General features: G+C 35.5%; 20 protein-coding genes. 3 read left to right on the top strand and 17 right to left on the bottom strand.

The features are described 5' to 3' along the window. Positions 1-32: 32 nt before the first annotated feature. The 6 genes from brnQ to SD1D_RS01135 all read right to left on the bottom strand — a co-directional run bounded on the left by brnQ (position 33) and on the right by SD1D_RS01135 (position 5,422). Complete coding sequence (gene brnQ, locus SD1D_RS01160; RefSeq protein ID WP_058257223.1) at positions 33-1,385, bottom strand: branched-chain amino acid transport system II carrier protein; 1,353 nt, start codon at positions 1,383-1,385, stop codon at positions 33-35. Between the two features lie 174 nt (positions 1,386-1,559). Next, positions 1,560-2,267 carry an MgtC/SapB family protein gene (locus tag SD1D_RS01155; RefSeq protein ID WP_058257222.1) on the bottom strand — a complete coding sequence of 236 codons (708 nt, stop codon included), beginning with the start codon at positions 2,265-2,267 and terminating at the stop codon, positions 1,560-1,562. Between the two features lie 509 nt (positions 2,268-2,776). Next, entirely contained in the window at positions 2,777-3,739 is a 963-nt protein-coding gene (locus SD1D_RS01150; RefSeq protein WP_278319661.1) for an amidohydrolase family protein, read from the bottom strand. A gap of 150 nt (positions 3,740-3,889) precedes the next feature. Continuing rightward, the gene (locus SD1D_RS01145) at positions 3,890-4,372 is read right to left on the bottom strand and encodes a flavodoxin domain-containing protein (protein WP_058257221.1); all 483 of its coding nucleotides are present in this window, start codon (positions 4,370-4,372) and stop codon (positions 3,890-3,892) included. A gap of 49 nt (positions 4,373-4,421) precedes the next feature. Further along, on the bottom strand, positions 4,422-4,778 hold the full coding sequence (locus SD1D_RS01140; protein WP_058257220.1) for a hypothetical protein: 357 nt from the start codon (positions 4,776-4,778) through the stop codon (positions 4,422-4,424). Between the two features lie 38 nt (positions 4,779-4,816). Beyond that, the gene (locus SD1D_RS01135; RefSeq protein ID WP_058257219.1) at positions 4,817-5,422 is read right to left on the bottom strand and encodes a helix-turn-helix domain-containing protein; all 606 of its coding nucleotides are present in this window, start codon (positions 5,420-5,422) and stop codon (positions 4,817-4,819) included. A 363-nt stretch (positions 5,423-5,785) separates the two neighbouring features. On the opposite strand from SD1D_RS01135, the gene SD1D_RS01130 reads away from it, so the two are divergent. Next, positions 5,786-6,946, top strand: a complete 1,161-nt coding sequence (locus SD1D_RS01130; RefSeq protein WP_058257218.1) for a DUF5711 family protein — start codon at positions 5,786-5,788, stop codon at positions 6,944-6,946. Between the two features lie 157 nt (positions 6,947-7,103). On the opposite strand, the gene SD1D_RS01125 is transcribed toward SD1D_RS01130, so the two are convergent. From SD1D_RS01125 to SD1D_RS12355, 3 genes are all read right to left on the bottom strand, one after another. Next, positions 7,104-7,307: a hypothetical protein gene (locus SD1D_RS01125; RefSeq protein ID WP_058257217.1), complete on the bottom strand. Its 204-nt coding sequence runs from the start codon at positions 7,305-7,307 to the stop codon at positions 7,104-7,106. 39 nt (positions 7,308-7,346) lie between these two features. Beyond that, a complete protein-coding gene (locus SD1D_RS01120; RefSeq protein WP_058257216.1) occupies positions 7,347-8,117 on the bottom strand; it encodes a nucleoside phosphorylase in 771 nt (256 codons plus the stop codon). Positions 8,118-8,449: 332 nt separating this feature from the next. Beyond that, positions 8,450-8,653: a hypothetical protein gene (locus tag SD1D_RS12355; protein ID WP_242955232.1), complete on the bottom strand. Its 204-nt coding sequence runs from the start codon at positions 8,651-8,653 to the stop codon at positions 8,450-8,452. A gap of 838 nt (positions 8,654-9,491) precedes the next feature. On the opposite strand from SD1D_RS12355, the gene SD1D_RS12535 reads away from it, so the two are divergent. Beyond that, complete coding sequence (locus tag SD1D_RS12535) at positions 9,492-9,626, top strand: hypothetical protein (protein WP_278319655.1); 135 nt, start codon at positions 9,492-9,494, stop codon at positions 9,624-9,626. 397 nt (positions 9,627-10,023) lie between these two features. Here the strand turns inward: SD1D_RS12535 and SD1D_RS01105 are convergent, their stop codons facing one another. The 6 genes from SD1D_RS01105 to ymfI form a co-directional block, all read right to left on the bottom strand. Continuing rightward, entirely contained in the window at positions 10,024-11,190 is a 1,167-nt protein-coding gene (locus SD1D_RS01105) for an alpha/beta hydrolase family protein (protein WP_058257215.1), read from the bottom strand. Between the two features lie 31 nt (positions 11,191-11,221). Beyond that, entirely contained in the window at positions 11,222-12,451 is a 1,230-nt protein-coding gene (locus SD1D_RS01100; protein ID WP_058257214.1) for an alpha/beta hydrolase family protein, read from the bottom strand. A 64-nt stretch (positions 12,452-12,515) separates the two neighbouring features. Beyond that, positions 12,516-13,139 carry a TetR/AcrR family transcriptional regulator gene (locus SD1D_RS01095; protein WP_058257213.1) on the bottom strand — a complete coding sequence of 208 codons (624 nt, stop codon included), beginning with the start codon at positions 13,137-13,139 and terminating at the stop codon, positions 12,516-12,518. 1,006 nt (positions 13,140-14,145) lie between these two features. Beyond that, positions 14,146-14,601, bottom strand: a complete 456-nt coding sequence (locus SD1D_RS01090) for a hypothetical protein (RefSeq protein WP_058259154.1) — start codon at positions 14,599-14,601, stop codon at positions 14,146-14,148. 38 nt (positions 14,602-14,639) lie between these two features. Further along, complete coding sequence (locus SD1D_RS01085) at positions 14,640-15,218, bottom strand: hypothetical protein (RefSeq protein ID WP_058257212.1); 579 nt, start codon at positions 15,216-15,218, stop codon at positions 14,640-14,642. Between the two features lie 706 nt (positions 15,219-15,924). After that, a complete protein-coding gene (ymfI, locus tag SD1D_RS01080) occupies positions 15,925-16,659 on the bottom strand; it encodes an elongation factor P 5-aminopentanone reductase (protein WP_058257211.1) in 735 nt (244 codons plus the stop codon). A gap of 158 nt (positions 16,660-16,817) precedes the next feature. Between ymfI and SD1D_RS01075 the strand changes: the two genes are divergently transcribed. Beyond that, positions 16,818-17,744 carry a LysR family transcriptional regulator gene (locus SD1D_RS01075; protein ID WP_023062511.1) on the top strand — a complete coding sequence of 309 codons (927 nt, stop codon included), beginning with the start codon at positions 16,818-16,820 and terminating at the stop codon, positions 17,742-17,744. Positions 17,745-17,777: 33 nt separating this feature from the next. Here the strand turns inward: SD1D_RS01075 and metF are convergent, their stop codons facing one another. Both metF and metE read right to left on the bottom strand, forming a co-directional pair. Then, the gene (gene metF, locus SD1D_RS01070) at positions 17,778-18,641 is read right to left on the bottom strand and encodes a methylenetetrahydrofolate reductase [NAD(P)H] (RefSeq protein ID WP_058257210.1); all 864 of its coding nucleotides are present in this window, start codon (positions 18,639-18,641) and stop codon (positions 17,778-17,780) included. Further along, positions 18,638-20,914, bottom strand: a complete 2,277-nt coding sequence (gene metE / locus SD1D_RS01065) for a 5-methyltetrahydropteroyltriglutamate--homocysteine S-methyltransferase (RefSeq protein WP_058257209.1) — start codon at positions 20,912-20,914, stop codon at positions 18,638-18,640. Before metE ends, metF begins: the two co-directional genes overlap by 4 nt. Positions 20,915-20,953 lie beyond the last annotated feature (39 nt).

Here is a 20,953-nt window from a genome sequence, read left to right as displayed (position 1 = left end):
TTTATTTATACTTATCAGTAGTTAATAAATTATTATTCTTTTTTCAAAGTCGGAATTCTCCATATAATCGTTCCTATTATAAAACCTCCCAGGGCCGGAATAATCCAACCAAAACCATAGTCAAATCCCGGTAAACACCTGTGAGCAAAATCAATTATACCACTTATTATTTTTGCTTCTTTTATATTATTCGGTAATGCATTACAAAAATCAAAAAAAGCCGCAATAATAGTTAATATAATTGTCCATCTATATATATCCTTTTGCTTATTTATAAATGGGGCTAATAATGATAATAATATTAAGGATATTGCCAGTGGATAAAGAAACATCAGTACAGGTATTGATAACTGAATAATTTTATTTAAACCAAAGTTAGCTATTACGAAAGATAGAATCGTAAATATTACAGCATATTTATTATAAGATACAGTTTTAGGGAACATTTCACTAAACATTTGAGCACATGAGGTAATTAAACCTATTGCAGTTTTCAAACATGCAACCGTTACAATGGCAGCTAATAATATCATTCCCACAAAACCAAAATAATGTTCGCTAACCATATACATAACTTTTCCACCATTGTCAGCCCTGCTGACACTTCCTAGACTTGTGGCTCCCATATAAGCTAATGAAGCATATATTACACTCATTCCCACTGCACATACTAATCCGGACTTAAATATTTCTATAGCCTTTCTTTTTGGACTTTTAACCCCCGACTTCTCAATATTTGAGATAATAACAATTGCAAAAGCCAATGAAGCTAAAGCATCCATAGTATGATATCCTTCTAATATTCCTGTAAATAAGGGCCTGTCAATATAATTTCCCTGTGGATCAAATTTGCTTACCTGTCCCATTGGGCTTATAAAAGTTGCTATTAATAATACTGATAAAAGTAGCAGAAAAATAGGAGTTAAGTATCTTCCAACCCAATCTAACAGCCTTCCGGGTCGTAAGGAAAAATAAAGTGTAACAGCAAAAAAGATTAATGAAAATATAAATAACCCTAGCTGCAGATATTTCTCCTCTATAAAAGGATTTATACCTACTTCAAATGCCACAGTGGCAGTCCTTGGAATAGCAAACAAAGGTCCGATTGTTAAATATAACATACATGTAAAAAATATAGAATATATCTTACTAATCGGTTTTGCCATATCATATAAACTTTCACTTTGGGAAAGAGCTGTTGCAATAACCCCTAGAAGGGGAAGTCCTACACCTGTAATTAAAAAACCGATCGTTGTCTGTAAGGTATTACTACCGGCAAGTTGCCCCATATGAACAGGAAATATTAAATTACCGGCCCCAAAAAACAGTCCAAATAATAATGCTCCGATTAATATCGTGGTTTTAAAGCTAAACTTTTCATTCATATGCAAACTCCTTATATATTTATGTCTAAATAAAAATGAAAAACGGGGGACTTTAATCCCTCTGACTATTAACAGAAAGGATTAGAGTCCCCGTATAATAAATTGTACCAGTTATATATCTAATATGCAAATAGAAACTAGCTTATACTACGATAACTTATACCTTGTTATATCCTATATCTCCTCTATATAACAAAGTCCTTCTATCTGTTTGATTTCCTCCATAATTGTACTATGCAACATTCTCTTTCCTAAATCCATTTCTATCATTGCACAGCTATTATCTTCAAACCACTTGTTTTCCGACTTTCTCTGAAGAGTTAATACTTTAAAATTACTGTCCCTTATATATTTAGAAAGCTTTAACATAAATTCTTCGTCAGTTCCTTCAACATATATTCTCATAATTCTAGAATATTTCATTATCTTACTATCCAGGTATCGGTATATAAATGAAGTTATATAAATAACTACCAGCCCCGCAAATCCTCCAAAATAAAATCCGCAACCAATAGAAATTCCCAGCGCAGCAGTTACCCATAAAGCTGCTGCCGTTGTTAATCCCTTTATCTGATTATGTCCTGTTACCATAATCGTTCCGGCTCCAAGAAAACCTATACCGCTGATAACCTGAGCAGCCATTCGTGCCGCATCACCACTTCCACCTGCTATGTAAGTATAGATATAATCATTTGTTATCATTGCAAGTGTTGATCCCAAACAGACTAAAGAGAAAGTCTTTAACCCTGCAGGTCTTCCCTTCATTTCCCTTTCTAAACCTATTAATCCACCACACAAAGAAGCCAGCAAAGTTTTCACTAATGCAACAGCTTGAAATTCCGTAAGGCCAAAGGATACAAACAATTCTATTATCTTTTCCAAACCAATTCACCTCAGTTCATCATTTGCTTTTATAAACTTGTTTAAGTAAAATATGAATGGCCTTTTAATAATATTATTAAAATTGGCATTCATATATCACCTCATTCTTGGTTGATACTAGCATGACTAAGATTATATCATATAATCAACAATATTCCAGTACCATAATTGAACTTGGCTACTTTCGATATTAAATAATCTAATGTAAATAAACTAGGCGTTTTATCCGAACATTATTCGTATAATTCAAAACCTCAATAAGTTAGAAGATAATCTCTCATATATAAATTTATCCACCAGAAAAACTGGTGGATAAATTTATATAGATATTAATAGTTAACACCTAAATCAAGTTTTACATCATACTCAACCGGCTTTTGTTTAAATAGATATACTCCCTTTCTTACGGAAGCAAGAACCTTGGCACGATTTCTTATTACATCAAAGGGATTGTCTCCGTCAAGTACGATAAAGTTAGCATCTTTACCTACATCAAGTCCATATCTGTCTTAGATATTTAGACAACGGGCTCCGTTATATGTGATTAAATCTAAATCCTTATCTATTTCTTCCGGTGACATAATCTGAGCCAAGTGAATACCATTGTCAAGGATATTCATCATATTACCGTTACCCATTGGATACCAAGGATCATTTATTGAATCTTGGGCAAATGCAATATTGATTCCATTTTCCATGAATTCTTTTACTCTGGTAAGTCCACGGCGTTTAGGATATGTATCCTGACGGCCTTGAAGGTATGCATTTTCTGTAGGACAAGCTATGAAGTTCATCTTACTCTTTTTGAATAAATCTATCATTCTATATGCATATGAATTATCAGCTGATCCAAAGGAACAGGTATGGCTGGCTGTGGTTTTTTCACCGTAATCTTCCATCAGAACAAGTGCATTTAACAATTCAACAAAACGTGAATGGGGATCATCAGTTTCATCACAGTGAACGTCAATAAGTTTCTCATATTTTAAAGCTAGCTCAACAATATCATGAACGGATTTTTCACCGAATTCTCTGGCCGGTTCGTAATGGGGAATCCCTCCTACAACATCGGCACCCATCTTAAGAGCCTCTTCTACTAAATCACGTCCACCCTTATAAGTATACATTCCTTGCTGTGGGAATGCTACGATTTGAATTTCAACTTTATCTTTTAGTTCTTCCCTAAGTTCTAACATGGCTTTTAGGGCTGTAAAATTAGGATCTGTAACGTCTATATGTGTACGAATATGTTGTACACCCTGGGAAACCTCATCTATAATTCCCTTAAGGGCAAGTTTTTTTACACTTTCCACAGTTAGATTTTCTTTAAATTTAGGCCACATCTCAATAGCTTCAAATAGAGTTCCTGAACCGGCACCTTCCCTACCCATTTCAGATAAGGTATAAACATAATCTAAGTGTAAATGAGGATCTACATAAGGTGCAGAAACCAATTTACCGGCTAAATCAATAACTTCATCTGCCGGACCAAGGTCCTTACCTATTTCCTTAATAACTCCATTATTATCTACTAAAATCTCATTGGCCTCATCATAACCATAAATAACTGCATTAGTAAACTTCTTCTTTTCTACTTCCCAATGAAAAGATAGTATTTTTGCTTATATATTAAGCCATTTAAGTATAGGTTCAAGATTTTTCTCCTCTACACCATTAAAACCATTTTCAAGGCCAGCTATTACTTCTTCTGTCTCTTCATCTTTCTCCTTACGGCTTTTAAGGATTTTTAAAAATATAACCATCAATATCTTATCAATACCTTTTAAATCTTTCACAGGAAGACAACCACCCCGCAGATAAAAGAATGGTATATCTTTTATATTATTTCTCTTTATCACAGCTTCCCTATTGTCTTTTGAACATGGTGCCGTACCAGATCCGCAGACAGCTTTTAAATTATATTTATGTAATTTATTAAGTCCCTGTATTTTTCCAACCTTTATCCAACCAAGAAAAACAACTTCCTCCTCAGCACTGATTTTCGATATATCTTTTATATGGTAAAGCTTAAGTTTTGTTTTATCAGCCAGCATTTCTGCATACTTCTTGGTAAAACCGGTTTTAGATTCATAAACAATTACCATTATAATCAACCTTCCTCAATGAATTTTTAACTACTATTTTAATATTTTATTACTCTTCTGTTTTTATCAAAACTCCATTTTCAAACCATTGTTTATATAGGAAGTAATCAGCTATAAACCCAGGTAATTGAAAATCGTAATTAGCATTCTTTATTAATCTCTCAAATTCATATGTAAAATCCCAAGTAGAATCGTGCTTAACATAACTGTGTAATTTATTAGGAAGCCCATATGATGTTTCTATTATAAGATTCTTTAAATCCGGTTCACCTATATATATGCTATCAGAAAGGAAACATTCTCCATAAGCTCCAGGATATCCAAATAAAATTCTCCTGAACATACCATTATATCTATATGAAAATCCTACATAATCCATATATCGATCGTGAAATTTTATCCACATAATATTCAGCCCCTGTATATGGCATAATTAATCATATATCATGCCCATTTTATCAGCATTACAGCCTTAATTATTAATAAAACAAATGTATACATAGCGGCATTTGGTTGTGCACTAATCATAAAGATCAAAGCACCAAATGCACTAAGGGTCAATGATATTTTACCTTTTATATTAATCCAAAAAGTTCTCCAACAATTTTGCAAAAACAAAGTCAATAAGCCACAGGCAACAAGGCCGGCAACAATAGCTGTATAAGCTGTTTTCATATAAGGTTCAAAATGTTTTAAGTAATGTAATGAAACCGGATAGATTACTCCATTAATTTTCTGCTCAAAAAACGGTAAAAACAAAAGCATTATCACACTACAATCAAGAAATCCAAAAACCAAATCACGAAGATGTCTTTCATTTTGCTTGCTATCTTCTTCTGCAAGTAAAAGAATTTCCTCATTTGAAAGTAATTCGTCTATAGATACCGAGAAATATTTAGCCATTTCTTTTAAGGAGTCTATGCTTGGGTATGCTTTTCCAGATTCCCATTTTAATATTGCTGATTTGGATACAAATAATGCTTCGGCAAGTTCTTCCTGGGTAATTTTCTTCTGCTTACGTAACTCCTGAATTTTCTTACTTAATTCCAAGTTTATTCCTCCTTTCATTAGTTAATTAACAACTACTATAACAATCAAATCTGATCACTCACACCATATTCAAAAGTCTCTCATTAACATTGCCGCGAAAATACTCCTTTGTAGCTATAACTTTTACAATGTCAGAGTATTCATAAATTAAATTACAAGGATATTGATAATAATACCATCATATTACACGAATTGACATTTTGCAAGTGTCTAATAAAATAACAAAAACAAAATACAATTTGCATTTTCCATATTTAGTATTTATATTCTAAATAATTGAATTTGTTTAGGGTTTGTGATATCCTTGTATAAAGTTACATAAAATGGAATTTTATCTCCCAATTACTTTGTAAGGAGTATATTATGATAAATAACAATAGTATTAATAAGAAGAGATTTCCCATAAAAGTAATATATATTTGCTTGCTTTGTATTCCAATTTTATATATAGGCTTTTTACATTTAAGAAAAAACTCAAGCTATAGTACATATAAAATTATTAGCTCTTTATCCAACCTAGAAACTACATCGAATTATATAAATTATAGAAACGGAATTATACGATATGAAAAGAATGGAGCTGTTTACATTAAGGAAGGGAAAATAATATGGAATTATTCTTATGAAATGAATGATCCAATTGTAGACGTATGCGAAGAGTATGCTGTGATTTCAGATCGTGGAAATAAGCTACTATGTATATTTAATGAAAAGAAATGTGTAGGAAGAATAAATACTTTAAATACCATAATTACATCAAAAATATCATCTAAAGGGGTAGTTGCTGTCATGATGTCCGATCATGATAATTACTATGTCCAGTTATATTATGAAAATGGTCCCCTGGTAGTAGATAGCACGCAAGAAAACATGTTAGTGGATATGAAAATGGGTATTGAAAAATATGGCCATTTGATTGACTTTGCAATATCAAAAGATGGTAAGAAAATAGTCTTGGATATGTTGAATTTAACTTCCGGAAAAATACGCAGTAACCTAGGTTTTTATAATTATGGAGAAGTGGGACAAAATAAGATTGATCGCTTAGTAGGTGGACTTCCCTATGAGAATATTATATTTCCTAAAATTGTGTTTTTAAACAATGATCTTGTATGTGCATTTAAAGACAAGGGCTTTATGATATATTCAATGCCTGAAACACCTGAGTTAGTAGTAGACAAAACATTTGAGGGTAAAATAAAAAGTGTTATATATAACGAAAAGTATGTGGGGGTTGTATTGGAAGAAGAATCTTCCCCTTCAAAAATTCTTTTGTTTAACCTAAAAGGGAAAAAAATTCTTGATAAAAAGTTTGATTTTGAATATAGCCATATCTTCCTGTCAGGTAATGAAATTATAATGTATAACGAAACAACATGTTACATTCTTAGAACAAATGGTACAGAAAAGTTTAGACATACATTTGATGATATTAAAGCTTTTCTACCCTGTGACAGTATTAATAGGTATGTATTGGTAAATGAGCTGGATATCTTAGAAATTGAATTATCATCTAAGTATTAAAAGTTTTAATCATTTTATTAACCAAATAATTTTTCGTCAATAGTTGTTTCCTTTTATATATAACCCCATTCTCCATTCAAAAAGACCAGGCAAAACATCTTAATTTCCTCTTAAAACTTCTTCTAGCCACTTATTGTACTTTGAATCATGATTATAATTAATAGCCTTTTTTGCATATTCCAATGCTAGCATTATATCGTTTCAAATAGTAATATTGATTAAGTAAATGAAAATAAATATTTATCCTATCTACATCTTTACTATTAGCATATAAGTCGTCCAAATCATTTTCTGTTAATTCCATAACTCTTTCTATAGGAATTGGATTTCCATAATAAGAAAAATATTCATTTAAAATCATCTATTTCTCCTTGTAATAATATTGGCGGATGTTGATAAATCATAATTCTACAGCTATTTTTAAACATAAGTCCACAAGGTTAGTTCTTATCTTTTCTCTACTAATCCATGAGCGGTTATTCCATTCGATTCCGCTCAGGTCGTCTCCACCGTACAAAATCTGTCCCAATAAAACATTCCTAAACTTTGAAACAGCAAAGAATGCTGCCGCTTCCATTTCAACGGTAACACAGCCTTCTGCAACTCTTTTCGCAATTTTAGCTTCAGTTTCCCTAAAAATAGCATCAGTTGTCCATGTTTTTGCCTTTATAAAAGGTATTTTTTCTTGATTCAATATTCTCTCAATGGCCATTATAGCATCGGGATTACATTCTATTTCCCGTGATGGCTCAATATAATGATATGATACCCCTTCGTCTCTTATGGCAGAATAGGGTAATACTAAATGACCTACCTGAATATCCTTTTTTAAAACACCAGCACCACCACAAACTATAAATTTATTAAATCCTGATGCTATTAATTCTTCCAGCAATGCTGCCGAACCTGCTGCACCTACAAATCCTCCAACCAGACCTACATGACAACCATTATACTTTGTTTCATAAATAGGAATATCTACTGTTTCCGAAGGACTTGTTCCAATCTGCTCCAATTCACCGGATTCTAACTTTTTATTGATTACTTCCTTAAAAAAAGTAATAACACATGCATTTGGTACTGGTGTCTTTTGGATAATACTTGAAGGTTGAAGCTTGGCTTGTTTGTTTGAATCAAATTCCAGAATTGGGAATATGCTTTCTTTTAACATGGAAATACACCACCTTGTATAATTTTACCTGTATTAAAGTAGTATCCATAATCACTGTATAACCCTTAAGTTTCACTTTCATTTAATACCATTATATAGTGACTTTATTGCACATGCAATATCTTCCAGTATAGCTTGTATCAAAATGCTTTAGTTCTAAAAAAGAAATACCCAATGGGTATTGTGAAAAACTGTAACGTGTTTCGGCAAGAATAGACCCTGCCTTGCATCTCCGTGGGTATCGTAGATCTAACTATGACATCCAGGCTAGTACTCATCAGCGGGACAGGTAAATATCCTAATATTTGGGCAATACACCATGTGATAGGTGTTCATGTTTTGTAATTCAGGTTTGGTACTTTTACCGTTGGGCAGCGGTATGCCATCTGCCTTAAATTCAGATTGCTTCCGTATGCTAAATATATGGTTCCTTTTTCTTTGCTCATCGTATCATCCTCCTTATGGTTTATGGTTACCAAGGCAGGGGCGGAAATCCGCCCTTGCGCTTGTCTATCTATGCTGCCCAAAACCGTCATGCTGCGTTTCCATCAAGGTGCTTTCAAAGGTGTTCCTGGCAGTTTTTGAACTCATCACCAATAAGTTCTATGCGGTTAAGATATGCCCGCATGTCAAACTTATCGTTTTCAACCTGTTGCATAATTGACTTTATTCTATGCAGACTATAAAATATTCATAAAATCAAATTCTTTGAAAGCATTTCTCAAAGTATTCACAAATCATGTACTATGGTGTAATATACCATTAATAAATCCCACAGCCCTCTGTCATGGACATGCACACTTAGTGGGCTTTTTGTATTTAAGGAGAAAAATATGGCCCTCTAGGTTATCTCGATATTAATAATTTCTGCTGTACTAATAATGGTAAAATTAGTCTACCGATAATAGAAAATTACCTTTACATAGCGAGAAAGGCTGATTCTCAAAAAATGCAATGACTGAATCAAAATTGTTTCTAAAACACCATAAGAAAACAAAAATGATATTCTACCATTTTAGGTTTATGTCGAGGTTCTCACTATATCTGATACCTCAAAACTATATACGATTTTAGGCGAAGAATTGCGAAAAACTATAGCTCTATCTAAGTGGGTTTCCCATTTATATTCAAAACAATGTTATCTCAAACTACCTCCCATATAAAAGCAGTGCCAGATGATTAAGCGCTTACGTTTAAAGAAACATTTGATAAAAGTGGTATAAGTAATCAATAATGCTGCGGAAATTATTCCAAACAATATTTTTTTGCTTCTTCATAGATTTCTTGATATTTGATCACTATAACATTCACAAAAGATGTGTCACACAATTGATAGAATTACTTATAGCGAATTAGCCGTCGATTCTGATAATAATGAGACAATTTCATACTTGGTCAAGTGCTTTATTTGAAGAATATCAGTCAGCAATTACTGAGCAAAGCAAAAAAGCAGATGCTTACTGGTACGATTTTTCAGACGAAAATATAGAAAAGTTCTTATCCGATTAATATGTATAATTGAATTTAACTGACTACCTCTCGATTCCTGCTTCAAGTCTAAATTTAGGTCGAACTGACGGAATTGATGCCTGTGGGCTATTTTTATAGCAGCTGTTCACGGAAACAAACCAATGGGTTTTCCGGGGATGCAAACGGAACAATCACCGGTTTAAGTGTACTTTTTTACCATTTAGTCCAGCAAGCATATAAAATATTTGCACATCAAGTCTCCTCCAAGCACTGATTGGACTACTTCTCCGTCAAGCTCGACACCTAATATCGCATCCCACATCACTTTGGCATGGCCCAGGCTGCAATAACACAGATTCTTTTATACTTCTGCTCTTTCAGTCAGTATGGATTCCCGAGCATACTATTTAAACAAAATATTTTATAGCCTCACGATTCATGTGACTCCTTCAGAACTCTTTCTATTTATCCAATCAATAATATAGTTCAATGTAAGTCCTATATTGCCGACCTGACAATGATTTGAGGCATGGTCTTCTTTTGTGAAAATACGTCCTTCAACGCTTCTGGCATTTACAAGGGCTTTGAACTGTCGTTCATACATCCTTACCGGTATGATATGATCATCAGCTCCGGCCAAAAGAAGCACATCCTGCGACACACTGCTTGAGATATCTTTTGTGCACCTGTATCTTTTCAGGGTTTTCAGATAATCAAATGGTGTTTCGGCTCCAAATGTATACATCATCTGGTCGTATATCCATTTTTCCATTTCTTTTCCCCGCATTTGCCTGCGGGCAATGCAATTTATGATTGGTTTTGCATTAATTGATACTAGAGCGTTAATTATATAATATTTCAGCATTCCGTTTCTACCCATAACGCACTCGAAAAAATCATATACCACATCCCATGCGATAACTCGCCTGATTCTCTTCTCAAATGCTGCAGCGCGCAAGGCAAAATAACCGCCAAGAGAAATGCCAACAAGCGTTACGTTATCAAGATCAAAATAATCAAGCACTGCTTTCGTTGGTTTTTCCCACTCATGGGTCATCCTGATGTTATACTTCTGTAATGGTTCACCCTGCCCGGGTCCTTCAAACATAATAACTTCAAACCCTTCATCAACAAGTCCCCTAACAGAAAGGTAGAATTCTTCGACAAATGAATCGCCGCCGCCATGTACAACCACCGTTCCTGTTTTTGATCTGTCAGGTTTGACCCGTATGGCTTTCAGAAAACCACCCGGATATTCAATTTTATGACGTTCGATCATATCGGCTTCCAATGCTTTATAAAAAAGCTGTATAAACTGATCGAACAGCCGCTTTTTTTCAGCGCTGTCCCCAAAACAGAAAAACTCAGCAAAACGACAATAAAATGATGCGTTCAGGATCCGTCTTTCAGCCAGAGCTTTTTCGGCCAAAACGGTCATGACATCTTTGACATCCGCATACGTTTTTATATTCTGAGCCGCTTCCATCATTTCATCCATGGGGCACTGGTTGACCAGTGCCCGGTTGAACTGAAAATTGAGGCCTACATCATCATGGAAATGAAAATAACCCACAGGAATTTTGGTTTTAAGTTTACTTGTCATATCACCACCACCATATAAACAATTGATAGATTCAGGCGAATACCTCATCAAGCCAATCAAATAACAAAGCGCTTAAAAGTCCGGTATTTTCTCCCAGGCAATGTGTTCCTCCGCCATCTTCAAACGAAGCTATAATCATTTTTTTGTTCGGATTCGGCAGAGCTTTCATATAATAATCTTCCATAGCCCTGCTCGCCGGGTTAAGGTATTCTCCACTACTGCATATGTTCAGTACAGGGCAGGTAATCAATGAAGGATTAAACACAAAATCGCGTGTCTTTTCCAATAATCCCGGGATGTTATCCATTGAAACGCCATGTCTCCATGCCATGATCTGAAACATTCTAATATTAAAGGGTGACATTTTTATACCGGCAGACACCGCTTTCTGATTTTGGATAGCCATCTCACCCATTATTTTGCCGATATCCGGTACTGCGCAATTTGAAATGCATGCTTTGATCCTTTTATCATAAGCTGATGCACGAGGCACATAGTATCCACCTCCGCTTATTCCATATACGGCAATCCGATCCTGATCCACTTCCGGCTTGTTCAGGATAAAATCGATAATCGCCCCGATAGGTTTCTCCGTATCCGGTCTGAAGAATTGGCCTTCCAGAGGCAAGATACCCTGCCCGGGTATGTCAACTGTTATAAAGTTATATCCTCGCCTCAATGCAGACGGCGCGATATGGAAATAAAGATCAATGAAAAAGGTCTCTGCTCCTCCTATTGCAATAATAGTTTTCATTTTGTTTTGGCTTTTTGAAGCCCTGATATAAACTCCGGGAAGATACGTATTCTCAAAAGGTATCCTGACCATCTCAAATTGAGGTTCGAACATGGTTCCAGCCTTTGAAAAACACGCCAGTGATTTTTCATATAGCTTTAAAAACTCAGGTTTTTGCGGTGGCAACGCTGTAAGCGCAGCACGATAATAGCAAGCTGCTTTTTGATAGAATTCCCGGGCACTTACCAAATGGCTGCCGGATTCTGCAGCTTCTGCCCGCTTCTCAACTCTTTCCGCTATTTTCGGCCACTCGGAAGCCCAGCTGTCCGGATTGTAATCCTCGATCTGAGCAGCGGTATAAAACATTTCGCCTATATCTCCGCCACCGTTCCGAATAGCACCCAGCATCCACTGGAATGCAAAATCCATGCTGTTGTCGTCGAATCTTACCCTGTAGAATTGTCTGTGCGGATCGACCACCTCTTCAGTTTCTTCCAGAAGCTTGTTAATCCTTTCATTTTTCTCCATTTAGGGACCTCCTTAAATTATTATTTTATTATACTAACTACTTAGTTAGTATGGTTTAAAAAAATTACTTCGGCAAATGCGCAGCTAAATGCGTTTTCTTAAATGCCTTATAAAAATATTCGCATAGTTCTTTTTCGCTCATATGATAATATGACTCCCATTGATCCTCAAATAAAGCGAAGCATATAAACGGCATCAGTCCGGTAAAAAATTCCATCACAAGTATTTCCTTCTTATCTTCGGGATAATTAAGCCCTTTCGATTCACATGCTTTACGGATGCTTTCGATTTCAGCATTAATTATCAGGTTCCCTAATTCCATAACAACTGAAATACTTGATGACTCTTTGACTGATTCAGCAATGGCAACTTTTAAGATCTTTCTTTTTTCCATTATAAAGCGGATATATACATCAAAGAGAGCTTTATAATTATCTTCGTTAAGAACATCCGAAGTTTTCTCCACGCTTTCTACCAGCATCCGCTTGGCATCTTCCACAAGGCTGGAGAACAATGTCTCGAGTATTTCATCCTTGCTCTCAAAATAATAGTAAATCAGAGCTTTGTTTACACCTGCTTCTTTAGCTATATCGTCAACCCGAGCCTTATCAAAACCAACCTCGGAGAATAATCTCTCAGCTGCTGATAAAATCCTTGCCTTAGTTTCCGCTGCATCTCGTTTATTCATAAAACACCTCCAATGAACCTAACTAACCACATAGTTAATTATAAATGAACAATGAATACCTGTCAAGAAATGTTTTTTATTCTCTTAACATACAAGGGCAAATTTCTGCGTTCCTTGAACATGAAAATGCTCTAGCATCTTATGCATACCATAGTCCTGCATAATTACATCGGTATTTGTAACGCAGATGCGATGCCACGATTTTTCCAAACCGGTAAGGTCGCACAACAGCAGCAAATAGGGCTGGCCCTCGCTGCCTCACTTGGAAAGTGGTATAGTCTGTTTTGGAAGTCTCGTACTTTTTCATGGGTGTTAATAGCTTTATTGGCAATCACCAGCACCTACCTCCTTTACAGACTTGAATAAAGTTGTGCCCCTTTCCTATGTACAGTTTTGTTGTCTGTGCAATCTTTGGTACCATGGGCACTTCTGACTGCCTCTTTGCAGGATTGCAACTTCGCTTTCGCTTATATGCTTCCTTTTTACAGTTTTCTGTGCAAAGTAGGCTCTCTCCAGTTCCGGCAAATACTTTCCTGACGTGTCGCTAACTCTACATCGCAGGGTTCTTAGGTATTGCATTTAAGGTTCTTCATACCGTCTGCTGTCTTCGCTGTTGATGTCCCAGCCCGACTCCCTATTGTTACCTTTTGGGAATGTAAATAACGGTGCGGCAGTATTCACTTTATGTTACGACCCGCCAGTTTGTCTGCTCTTTTCAGAGCCTTCCGTAACGCTTCAACGCATAAATTACTTCATACGCTGGTTACTGACTAAGCGGCTGCCCTACCTTTACCACTACAGGACTTTCACCTGTTAGCATTTGCCAGCTTTGCTGGACGCACAAATCAATGTCACTCACTCCACATGGATCGAGTTGATAGAATTGATGTCTGCTGGCTATTTTTTATAGCATCTGTATGTGGGAACATGTCAATGGGTTTTTGGCCGTTTTTTCAGAAACCACCGTTCGCGGGAACATATCCACAAAACTGGAATTTGTCAGTTGTTATCGTGTTATTGTTAAGCAATAGAACGATGGCCTTTCTGGATACATTTTATCGGGAGTATTCCAGATTACAGCATTATCAATCTCTTTGATATGCTCTGTGGTCAGTTCGTCAATGGAGATTGCTTTTCTGTGAATGAAAGGTCTGTCCTCAAATTCATAATAGTCCATCAACCAGACATGCCAGAATTCAATAACATCTGATTTTTGTAGAGCAGTTTTTATGTACTCAATGAATTGTTTTGCTCTGCCATCAGTATAGTCCCATTCAAGATAAACACCATATTTTTTATCGGTATAGTCCGCGACATTCAAAAAGGGAATTAGAAAATAGTTATCATCAGCACCGCCATCGTATATTGTGCCGTTGTCAACATTAATCTCAATGGGATAATCCTGTGATGATGCAAATTCTGTCAAAGGAAAATCGGATGCGATAAATCTGCAAACACTCATACAATCACCCTCTTTCACAAATTCAAATTGCCTTATCGTTACCATTCTCCGATGCTAAAATAATCGTCGGAGTATTTACTCATTACCTGTTCAAAAAACAATATGTCCTTGTCAGAGTAAATTGTTATATACATCTCTGTTCCGTAGTGAGCACTGCAAATATCACAAAGTTCATTTTTTACATTTATGGTAAAATACTTTGTCATTTTATTATAGATATCTTTATCTGATGGATTATCCGTCATTAGTTCCAATAGCAATTTATCCGTAAGCACGCCTTTTATAGATATTTCGTTACCTTCATCTGTTGCTGTGCCGTATTGTTGTGCTTGCAAAATTTCTTCAGTTTCCTCTTTCCAACACCGTATTTCAAAGTTGTCGCCGACTTTGAAAAAATGCTTGATAATTGATTTCCACCAGTCCGATGAAACGGAGTGGTCTATCATTTGAATTCCAAATCTTCTCATAGCATTACCACCTCCATCAAATTCAACTTTCAGAGCATCTTCTATGTTTGAATGCCACTCTTTCTTACCATCCCCGATTGTGCATATTAGTGCAATACCATTTTCTTTAAATTGATAAAATGATTTTCTGTCTTTATCTAAAACCAACATATGCAATACTGCTATGGCATAAATAAATCAAATTTGTCAGATAACTCTTGTGTCAAGCAATCAAAAACTTCAAAGGATTGAGAAAAGCTGAACTTGTTTATATCTATCATCGTATGCTTCGTAATATTCTCTTTCTTTTTTCATACTGCTCACCTCGCAAAACATAATTTAGCTATGCTTTAAATTTATCGAACTACTTAATCTCCATATAGACCTAACTCAACTTACCAACCAGCATAATGGTTAATAAACATACGAGCATATTTCAGTCATGTTGGTTAGCCTATTACACAACTATTTTATCAACTCAACCTAAAAAGTCAATACTGACCACACAACCTCAATTTTTTCAAAAAATATCTAAATCGACCACTCACAAACCTCTGATATCTATATTGACCACTCGCAAGGTTTTGAGTCTTTTTCGATATGTTCCCTCAAAGTAAAAAAGACACTTTTTTCACCCTTCGATTTCAAACATAAAAATACACAAAAGGCTTATATCAAGCCTCTCCGGACCCCCATTTTAAATCCTCGTTATCAAAGTGATCGTCTCAACATGGATCGAGTTGATGGAATTGATGTCTGTGGGGCATTTTTTATAGCATCTGTACGTGGGAACATGTCAATGGTTTTTCGGTCATTTTTGAGAAAGCACTGTACGTGGGAACATATCAATAATTAAAATGTGAATCAGATAAAATATCTAAATCACAAATCCACCATTAGGGCTAATTATTTGTCCCGTAATAAAATCTGCCTTGCTTGATGCAAGAAACAAAACCACTTCGGCTATATCTCTAGGTGTACCTAATATCCCTAATGGTGTGTCGCTTTTTAATTTTTCTATTATCGATGTGTTTAAATGTGTAATCATATCCGTTTTAATAATACCTGGAGCAACACAATTTACCTGAATATTTGAGGGACCCACTTCTTTTGCTAATGCTTTGGTAAATTCGATAACAGCGGCCTTGGACGCAGAATAGTGTACTTCACACGAGGAACCTGTTAATCCCCATATTGACGAAATATTTATTATTTTTCCCCGCTTATTATTTATCATCTTTGGTAATACAGCTTGGCAGCAATTAAACATCCCTTTAATATTAACATTAAACATCCAATCCCAATCATCCTCAGATATATCAGTAAATAGTTTTTGTTGTGCAACTCCGGCATTATTTACTAGAACATCAATATCGCCGAAACGATTATATATTATATTCATCATACTATCGACCTGAATTCTGTTACTTACATCCCCCTGTACTTTAATAACACTATATCCTTCATCACGCAGATGAAGATACAATTTTTCTGCCTCTTCTTCACTTTTGAAATAATTAATTGCAACATTATAATCATTAGCGGCAAAGAGCTTTGCTATTTCCCTTCCAATTCCTCTTGAAGCTCCTGTAATTAAAACAGTTTTTTTCATAGATAATCCTTTTCCCCTCCCGTACTATAACACTGCAAATTATGCTCTGTTTTACCATTAGGCATATCTTATCCAAAGATACTAAACTATCAAGTGCCATTGACTATAATACAATTATAGCATATAATTATAGAAAAAAACTATGGCAAGGTGATGCTATGACACTCCAACAACTAAAATATATTATTAAAATCGTCGAATGTGGTTCAATTACCGAAGCCGCCAAACAACTATTTATTACACAGCCTAGTCTTTCAGCGGCTGTTAAAGATCTTGAAAAAGAACTTGGGATAGAAATATTTTACCGCACAGCAAAAGGGATTTCTTTGTCAGATGATGGCGCTGAATTTCTCTCTTATGCACGACAGATCATAGAACAAACGGAACTTATGGAACAGCGATATATGGGAAAGAAACCTTCGAAAAAACTTTGCTCAATATCTACCCAACATTATGCTTTTGCTGTCAACGCATTTGTTGAATTGCTTTTGGATTTGGATATTGATGAATATGAATTTACCCTTCGTGAGACAAGAACGTACGAAATTATTGAAGATGTGAAAAATCTACGAAGTGAGCTCGGAATTATATATTTAAGTAATTTTAATGAGAAAGTCCTTAATAAAATACTAAAGGAGAACCATTTGGTATTTAATCTTCTTTTTGAAGCTGATCCTCACGTTTTTATCAGCTCGAAGCATCCTCTCGCCAAGAATGAAACAGTTACTCTGGAAGACTTAAATAATTACCCGTTTCTTGCTTTCGAACAAGGAACCTATAATTCTTTTTATTTTTCAGAAGAACTCCTTAGTACTATTCCCAGAAAGAAAACAATTTATGTCAGCGACCGTGCCACTCTTTTCAACTTACTGATAGGGTTAAACGGATACACCATCTGCTCAGGTGTTTTGAGCAGGGATCTCAACGGGAATAATATTATTTCCGTGCCACTTATAACAGATGAACGAATGCGTATTGGCTGGATTGCAAACGAAAAGACTCATCTCAGTCCATTGGCCATTGAGTATATTTCAAAATTAAAAAAGTGGATTTGCGAATATGGATATAGTATAGAGTCAATATAAATGCCTCTGCTTCCAATTAAGCAGAGGCATCATTCATGCAACAAGCAACGTATTTATTGCTTCATATATTCTATGAGCAATGTATGGATTGTTCATTGTGTATAGGTGTATTCCATCGACTCCCTGTGCTATCAAATCAATTATCTGGTCAACAGCATAGGCAATTCCAGCATCTCTTAAGGCTTCCGGATTGTTCTCATATCTATTCATAATAGCGAGGAATTTTTTAGGGAGGTTTACTCTGCAAAGGGCAACTATTCTTTCAATCTGCTTCTTGTTCACAACGGGCATAATACCCGCCTCAATAGGAATGTTGATACCTGCAATAGCAGCCCGTTCCCTGAATGAATAAAAACAATTATTATCAAAGAACAACTGTGTTATCAGTTGATTTGCGCCTGCATCCACTTTGCGTTTTAGATTGCGGATATCATCAATTATTGAAGGACTTTCAAAATGGCCTTCCGGATAACAAGCCGCTATTATATTAAAATCTCCATGTTCTTTTATAAATGAAATCAAGTCGCTAGCAAATTTAAAATCATTCTTCGGACTAAAACTAGGATTAACATCCCCTCTCAGTGCGAGAATATTCTCAATTCCAGCAGTTCTTAAGTCTTCCAGGATTTTTAGCACTTCAACTTTTGTATGGTTTATGGAAGGAAGATGGGCAACACTTTCGATACCATAATTATTTTTAATGGCAGAGGCTATTTTAAATGTATCGGCGTTGCTCTCGCTTCCTCCCGCACTATATGTAACGCTAATAAAATCTGGGTTAAGGCCTTTCAATTTTTCAATCGTATCATAAATTATATTGACAGAGTCTATTCTTCTAGGAGGAAATACTTCAAATGAAAAAACCTTTTTCATTTGAAACAATTCACATATTTTCATACTGACAAACTCCTTCTAATTTCTTTTGCTGCAATAACCAAATTTTCAAGACTGGCAACAGTTTCTGCTTTTTCCCTTGTTTTAAGCCCGCAGTCAGGATTAACCCACAGCTTCTCCTTAGGTATTTTTTCAAGCATTTTAATCAGTGCTTTCTTAATTTCCTGAATGCCAGGAATTCTTGGTGAATGGATATCATAAACACCAGGTCCTACTTGCGTCTTAAATCCACATTCACTTAGTGTGTCAACGATACTCAAATCTGAACGTGCTGCTTCAAAAGTAATTACATCTGCGTCCATATTCTCGATATCCTTTATAATATCCGCGAATTCACTGTAACACATATGAGTGTGTATTTGTGTTTCAGGTTTTACGCCGCTATGAACAAGCCTGAAAGCAGGGATTGCCCAATCAAGATATTCGCTGTGCCAATCGCTTTTTCTTAGAGGCAGTTTTTCCCTAAGAGCAGCTTCGTCAATTTGAATAATTTTTATCCCGTTTGCTTCAAGCTCAAGAACTTCATCCTTAATAGCAAGAGCAATCTGGAATGCACAATCCTTCAATGAAATGTCTTCCCGGGGAAAGGACCAGTTTAAAATTGTTACCGGACCGGTTAGCATCCCTTTTACGCATTTTGATGTAAGTGACTGTGCATACAAAGAATAATCAACAGTTATTGGTTTTGAGCGGGAAATATCGCCCCATATTATGGGAGGTTTCACACATCTTGTACCATAAGACTGTACCCACCCCTTTTCCGTGATCAAAAACCCATCAAGGTTTTCACCAAAATACTCAACCATGTCGTTTCGTTCAAATTCCCCATGAACCAGCACGTCAAGACCTATTTTTTCTTGCAAGGCAATCCATTCAGCAATTTTTCCTTTGATAAACGTTACATATTGTTCAAATGTAATCTTCCCTTTTTTATAATTGGAACGGTTCTCTTTCACTTCTGCTGTCTGTGGAAGCGAACCAATTGTAGTTGTGGGAAGTAGTGGTAAATTGAATACTGCTTTTTGGATTTTTTCGCGTTCTCCAGAATCAGGATACCGGATAAAATCATCTTTTGATAGCCCGGAAACAGCTGACTGAACAGCTGTATTTTCACAATTCCTTGGTAAATTAAAAAGCTTTTGATTATCAACATATTCCTCCGTTGAAGCAGGATCGCTGCATGATAGTATTTTTTTCAGTTCTGACAATTCCATTAACTTTTCCTCAGCAAAAGCAAGATATTTTTTATAATCCTGAGAAAGGCTGCTCTCATTTTTTAGAGTATATGGGACATGAATAAGAGAACAGGATGTACTTAATACAATCTCCTTGCAGTATTCACCCAATTCTCTGATCAAGTTCACAGTATTAGAATAGTTGTTTCGCCAAATGTTCTTTCCATTGACAACGCCTGCAAAAAGCGTTTTATCCTCCGGAAATCCGAATCTCCTCACAAGTTCCAACGTCTTTTTCCCTTCGACAAAATCAAGACCGATTCCGTCAAACGGCATAGCAACAACTCTATTATAACAATCTCTTATATCACCAAAATAAGTTTGCAAGAGCACCTTCGTATTTTTCTTTTCTGAAAGAATTCTCTCGTAAATTTTGCTAAAAAGAACTATATCCTCTTCAGATAAATCCATACAAAGGGCTGGCTCGTCAAACTGAACCCACCTGGCACCCAAAACACTAAATTTATTTAGAATATCTGAATATGAACGAACAACATCAGTTATGGAATCCTCAACCGTTCTTTTACCTGCAAATTTAACAAGCTTTAAAAAGGTGAAAGCTCCAATAATAGCACTCTTTGTTTCAATTCCGCAATTTTTTGCTTCCACATACTCATCAAATGGCTTTGTCCCTACAAGTAAAAATTCGGTATCGTCATCAATTTCAGGCACTATATAATGGTAATTTGTATTAAACCATTTTTTCATGGGCAAAGCCTTTACATCACCCTTATCTCCCTGATAGCCTCTCGCCATAGCAAAATACTCGTCTAAGGCATCCAATTTGAGTTGCCTGTATCGATTTGGGACGATATTCAATAAAACGGCAGTATCCAATAGATTATCATAAAATGAGAAATCATTTGAAGTTATAAAATCAATTCCGTTGTTTTTTTGAGCTTTCCAATGTTCTTCTCTCAACTTAGAGGCTATAGCCTGCAGTTCTTCTTTCGTCAGTTCTTTTCTTAAATATTTCTCTACCGCAAATTTTAACTCTCTTAAAGTTCCAATTCTTGGGTAACCTATAACAGATGTTTTCATAACTTTCTTCCTTTCATCTTAGTCTACTTAAAAAATATT

It is taken from the genome of Herbinix luporum, from assembly GCF_900070325.1.
GTDB lineage: Bacteria > Bacillota > Clostridia > Lachnospirales > Lachnospiraceae > Mobilitalea > Mobilitalea luporum.
Note: the sequence above shows the minus strand (reverse complement) of the source record. Positions and strands in the feature narration are given on the sequence as shown.

Coding starts and splice junctions, on each gene's coding strand:
- SD1D_RS01130 (WP_058257218.1), top strand. CDS start 5,786: ATGATAAATAACAATAGTATTAATAAGAAGAGATTTCCCATAAAAGTA.
- SD1D_RS01145 (WP_058257221.1), bottom strand. CDS start 4,372: ATGGTAATTGTTTATGAATCTAAAACCGGTTTTACCAAGAAGTATGCA.
- SD1D_RS01085 (WP_058257212.1), bottom strand. CDS start 15,218: ATGTTGGTTTTAGATAAAGACAGAAAATCATTTTATCAATTTAAAGAA.
- SD1D_RS01120 (WP_058257216.1), bottom strand. CDS start 8,117: ATGTTAAAAGAAAGCATATTCCCAATTCTGGAATTTGATTCAAACAAA.
- SD1D_RS01140 (WP_058257220.1), bottom strand. CDS start 4,778: ATGTGGATAAAATTTCACGATCGATATATGGATTATGTAGGATTTTCA.
- metE (WP_058257209.1), bottom strand. CDS start 20,914: ATGAAAACATCTGTTATAGGTTACCCAAGAATTGGAACTTTAAGAGAG.
- metF (WP_058257210.1), bottom strand. CDS start 18,641: ATGAAAATATGTGAATTGTTTCAAATGAAAAAGGTTTTTTCATTTGAA.
- SD1D_RS01100 (WP_058257214.1), bottom strand. CDS start 12,451: ATGGAGAAAAATGAAAGGATTAACAAGCTTCTGGAAGAAACTGAAGAG.
- brnQ (WP_058257223.1), bottom strand. CDS start 1,385: ATGAATGAAAAGTTTAGCTTTAAAACCACGATATTAATCGGAGCATTA.
- SD1D_RS01090 (WP_058259154.1), bottom strand. CDS start 14,601: ATGAGTGTTTGCAGATTTATCGCATCCGATTTTCCTTTGACAGAATTT.
- SD1D_RS12355 (WP_242955232.1), bottom strand. CDS start 8,653: ATGACGGTTTTGGGCAGCATAGATAGACAAGCGCAAGGGCGGATTTCC.
- SD1D_RS01095 (WP_058257213.1), bottom strand. CDS start 13,139: ATGAATAAACGAGATGCAGCGGAAACTAAGGCAAGGATTTTATCAGCA.
- ymfI (WP_058257211.1), bottom strand. CDS start 16,659: ATGAAAAAAACTGTTTTAATTACAGGAGCTTCAAGAGGAATTGGAAGG.
- SD1D_RS01075 (WP_023062511.1), top strand. CDS start 16,818: ATGACACTCCAACAACTAAAATATATTATTAAAATCGTCGAATGTGGT.
- SD1D_RS01105 (WP_058257215.1), bottom strand. CDS start 11,190: ATGACAAGTAAACTTAAAACCAAAATTCCTGTGGGTTATTTTCATTTC.
- SD1D_RS01125 (WP_058257217.1), bottom strand. CDS start 7,307: ATGATTTTAAATGAATATTTTTCTTATTATGGAAATCCAATTCCTATA.
- SD1D_RS12535 (WP_278319655.1), top strand. CDS start 9,492: ATGAGACAATTTCATACTTGGTCAAGTGCTTTATTTGAAGAATATCAG.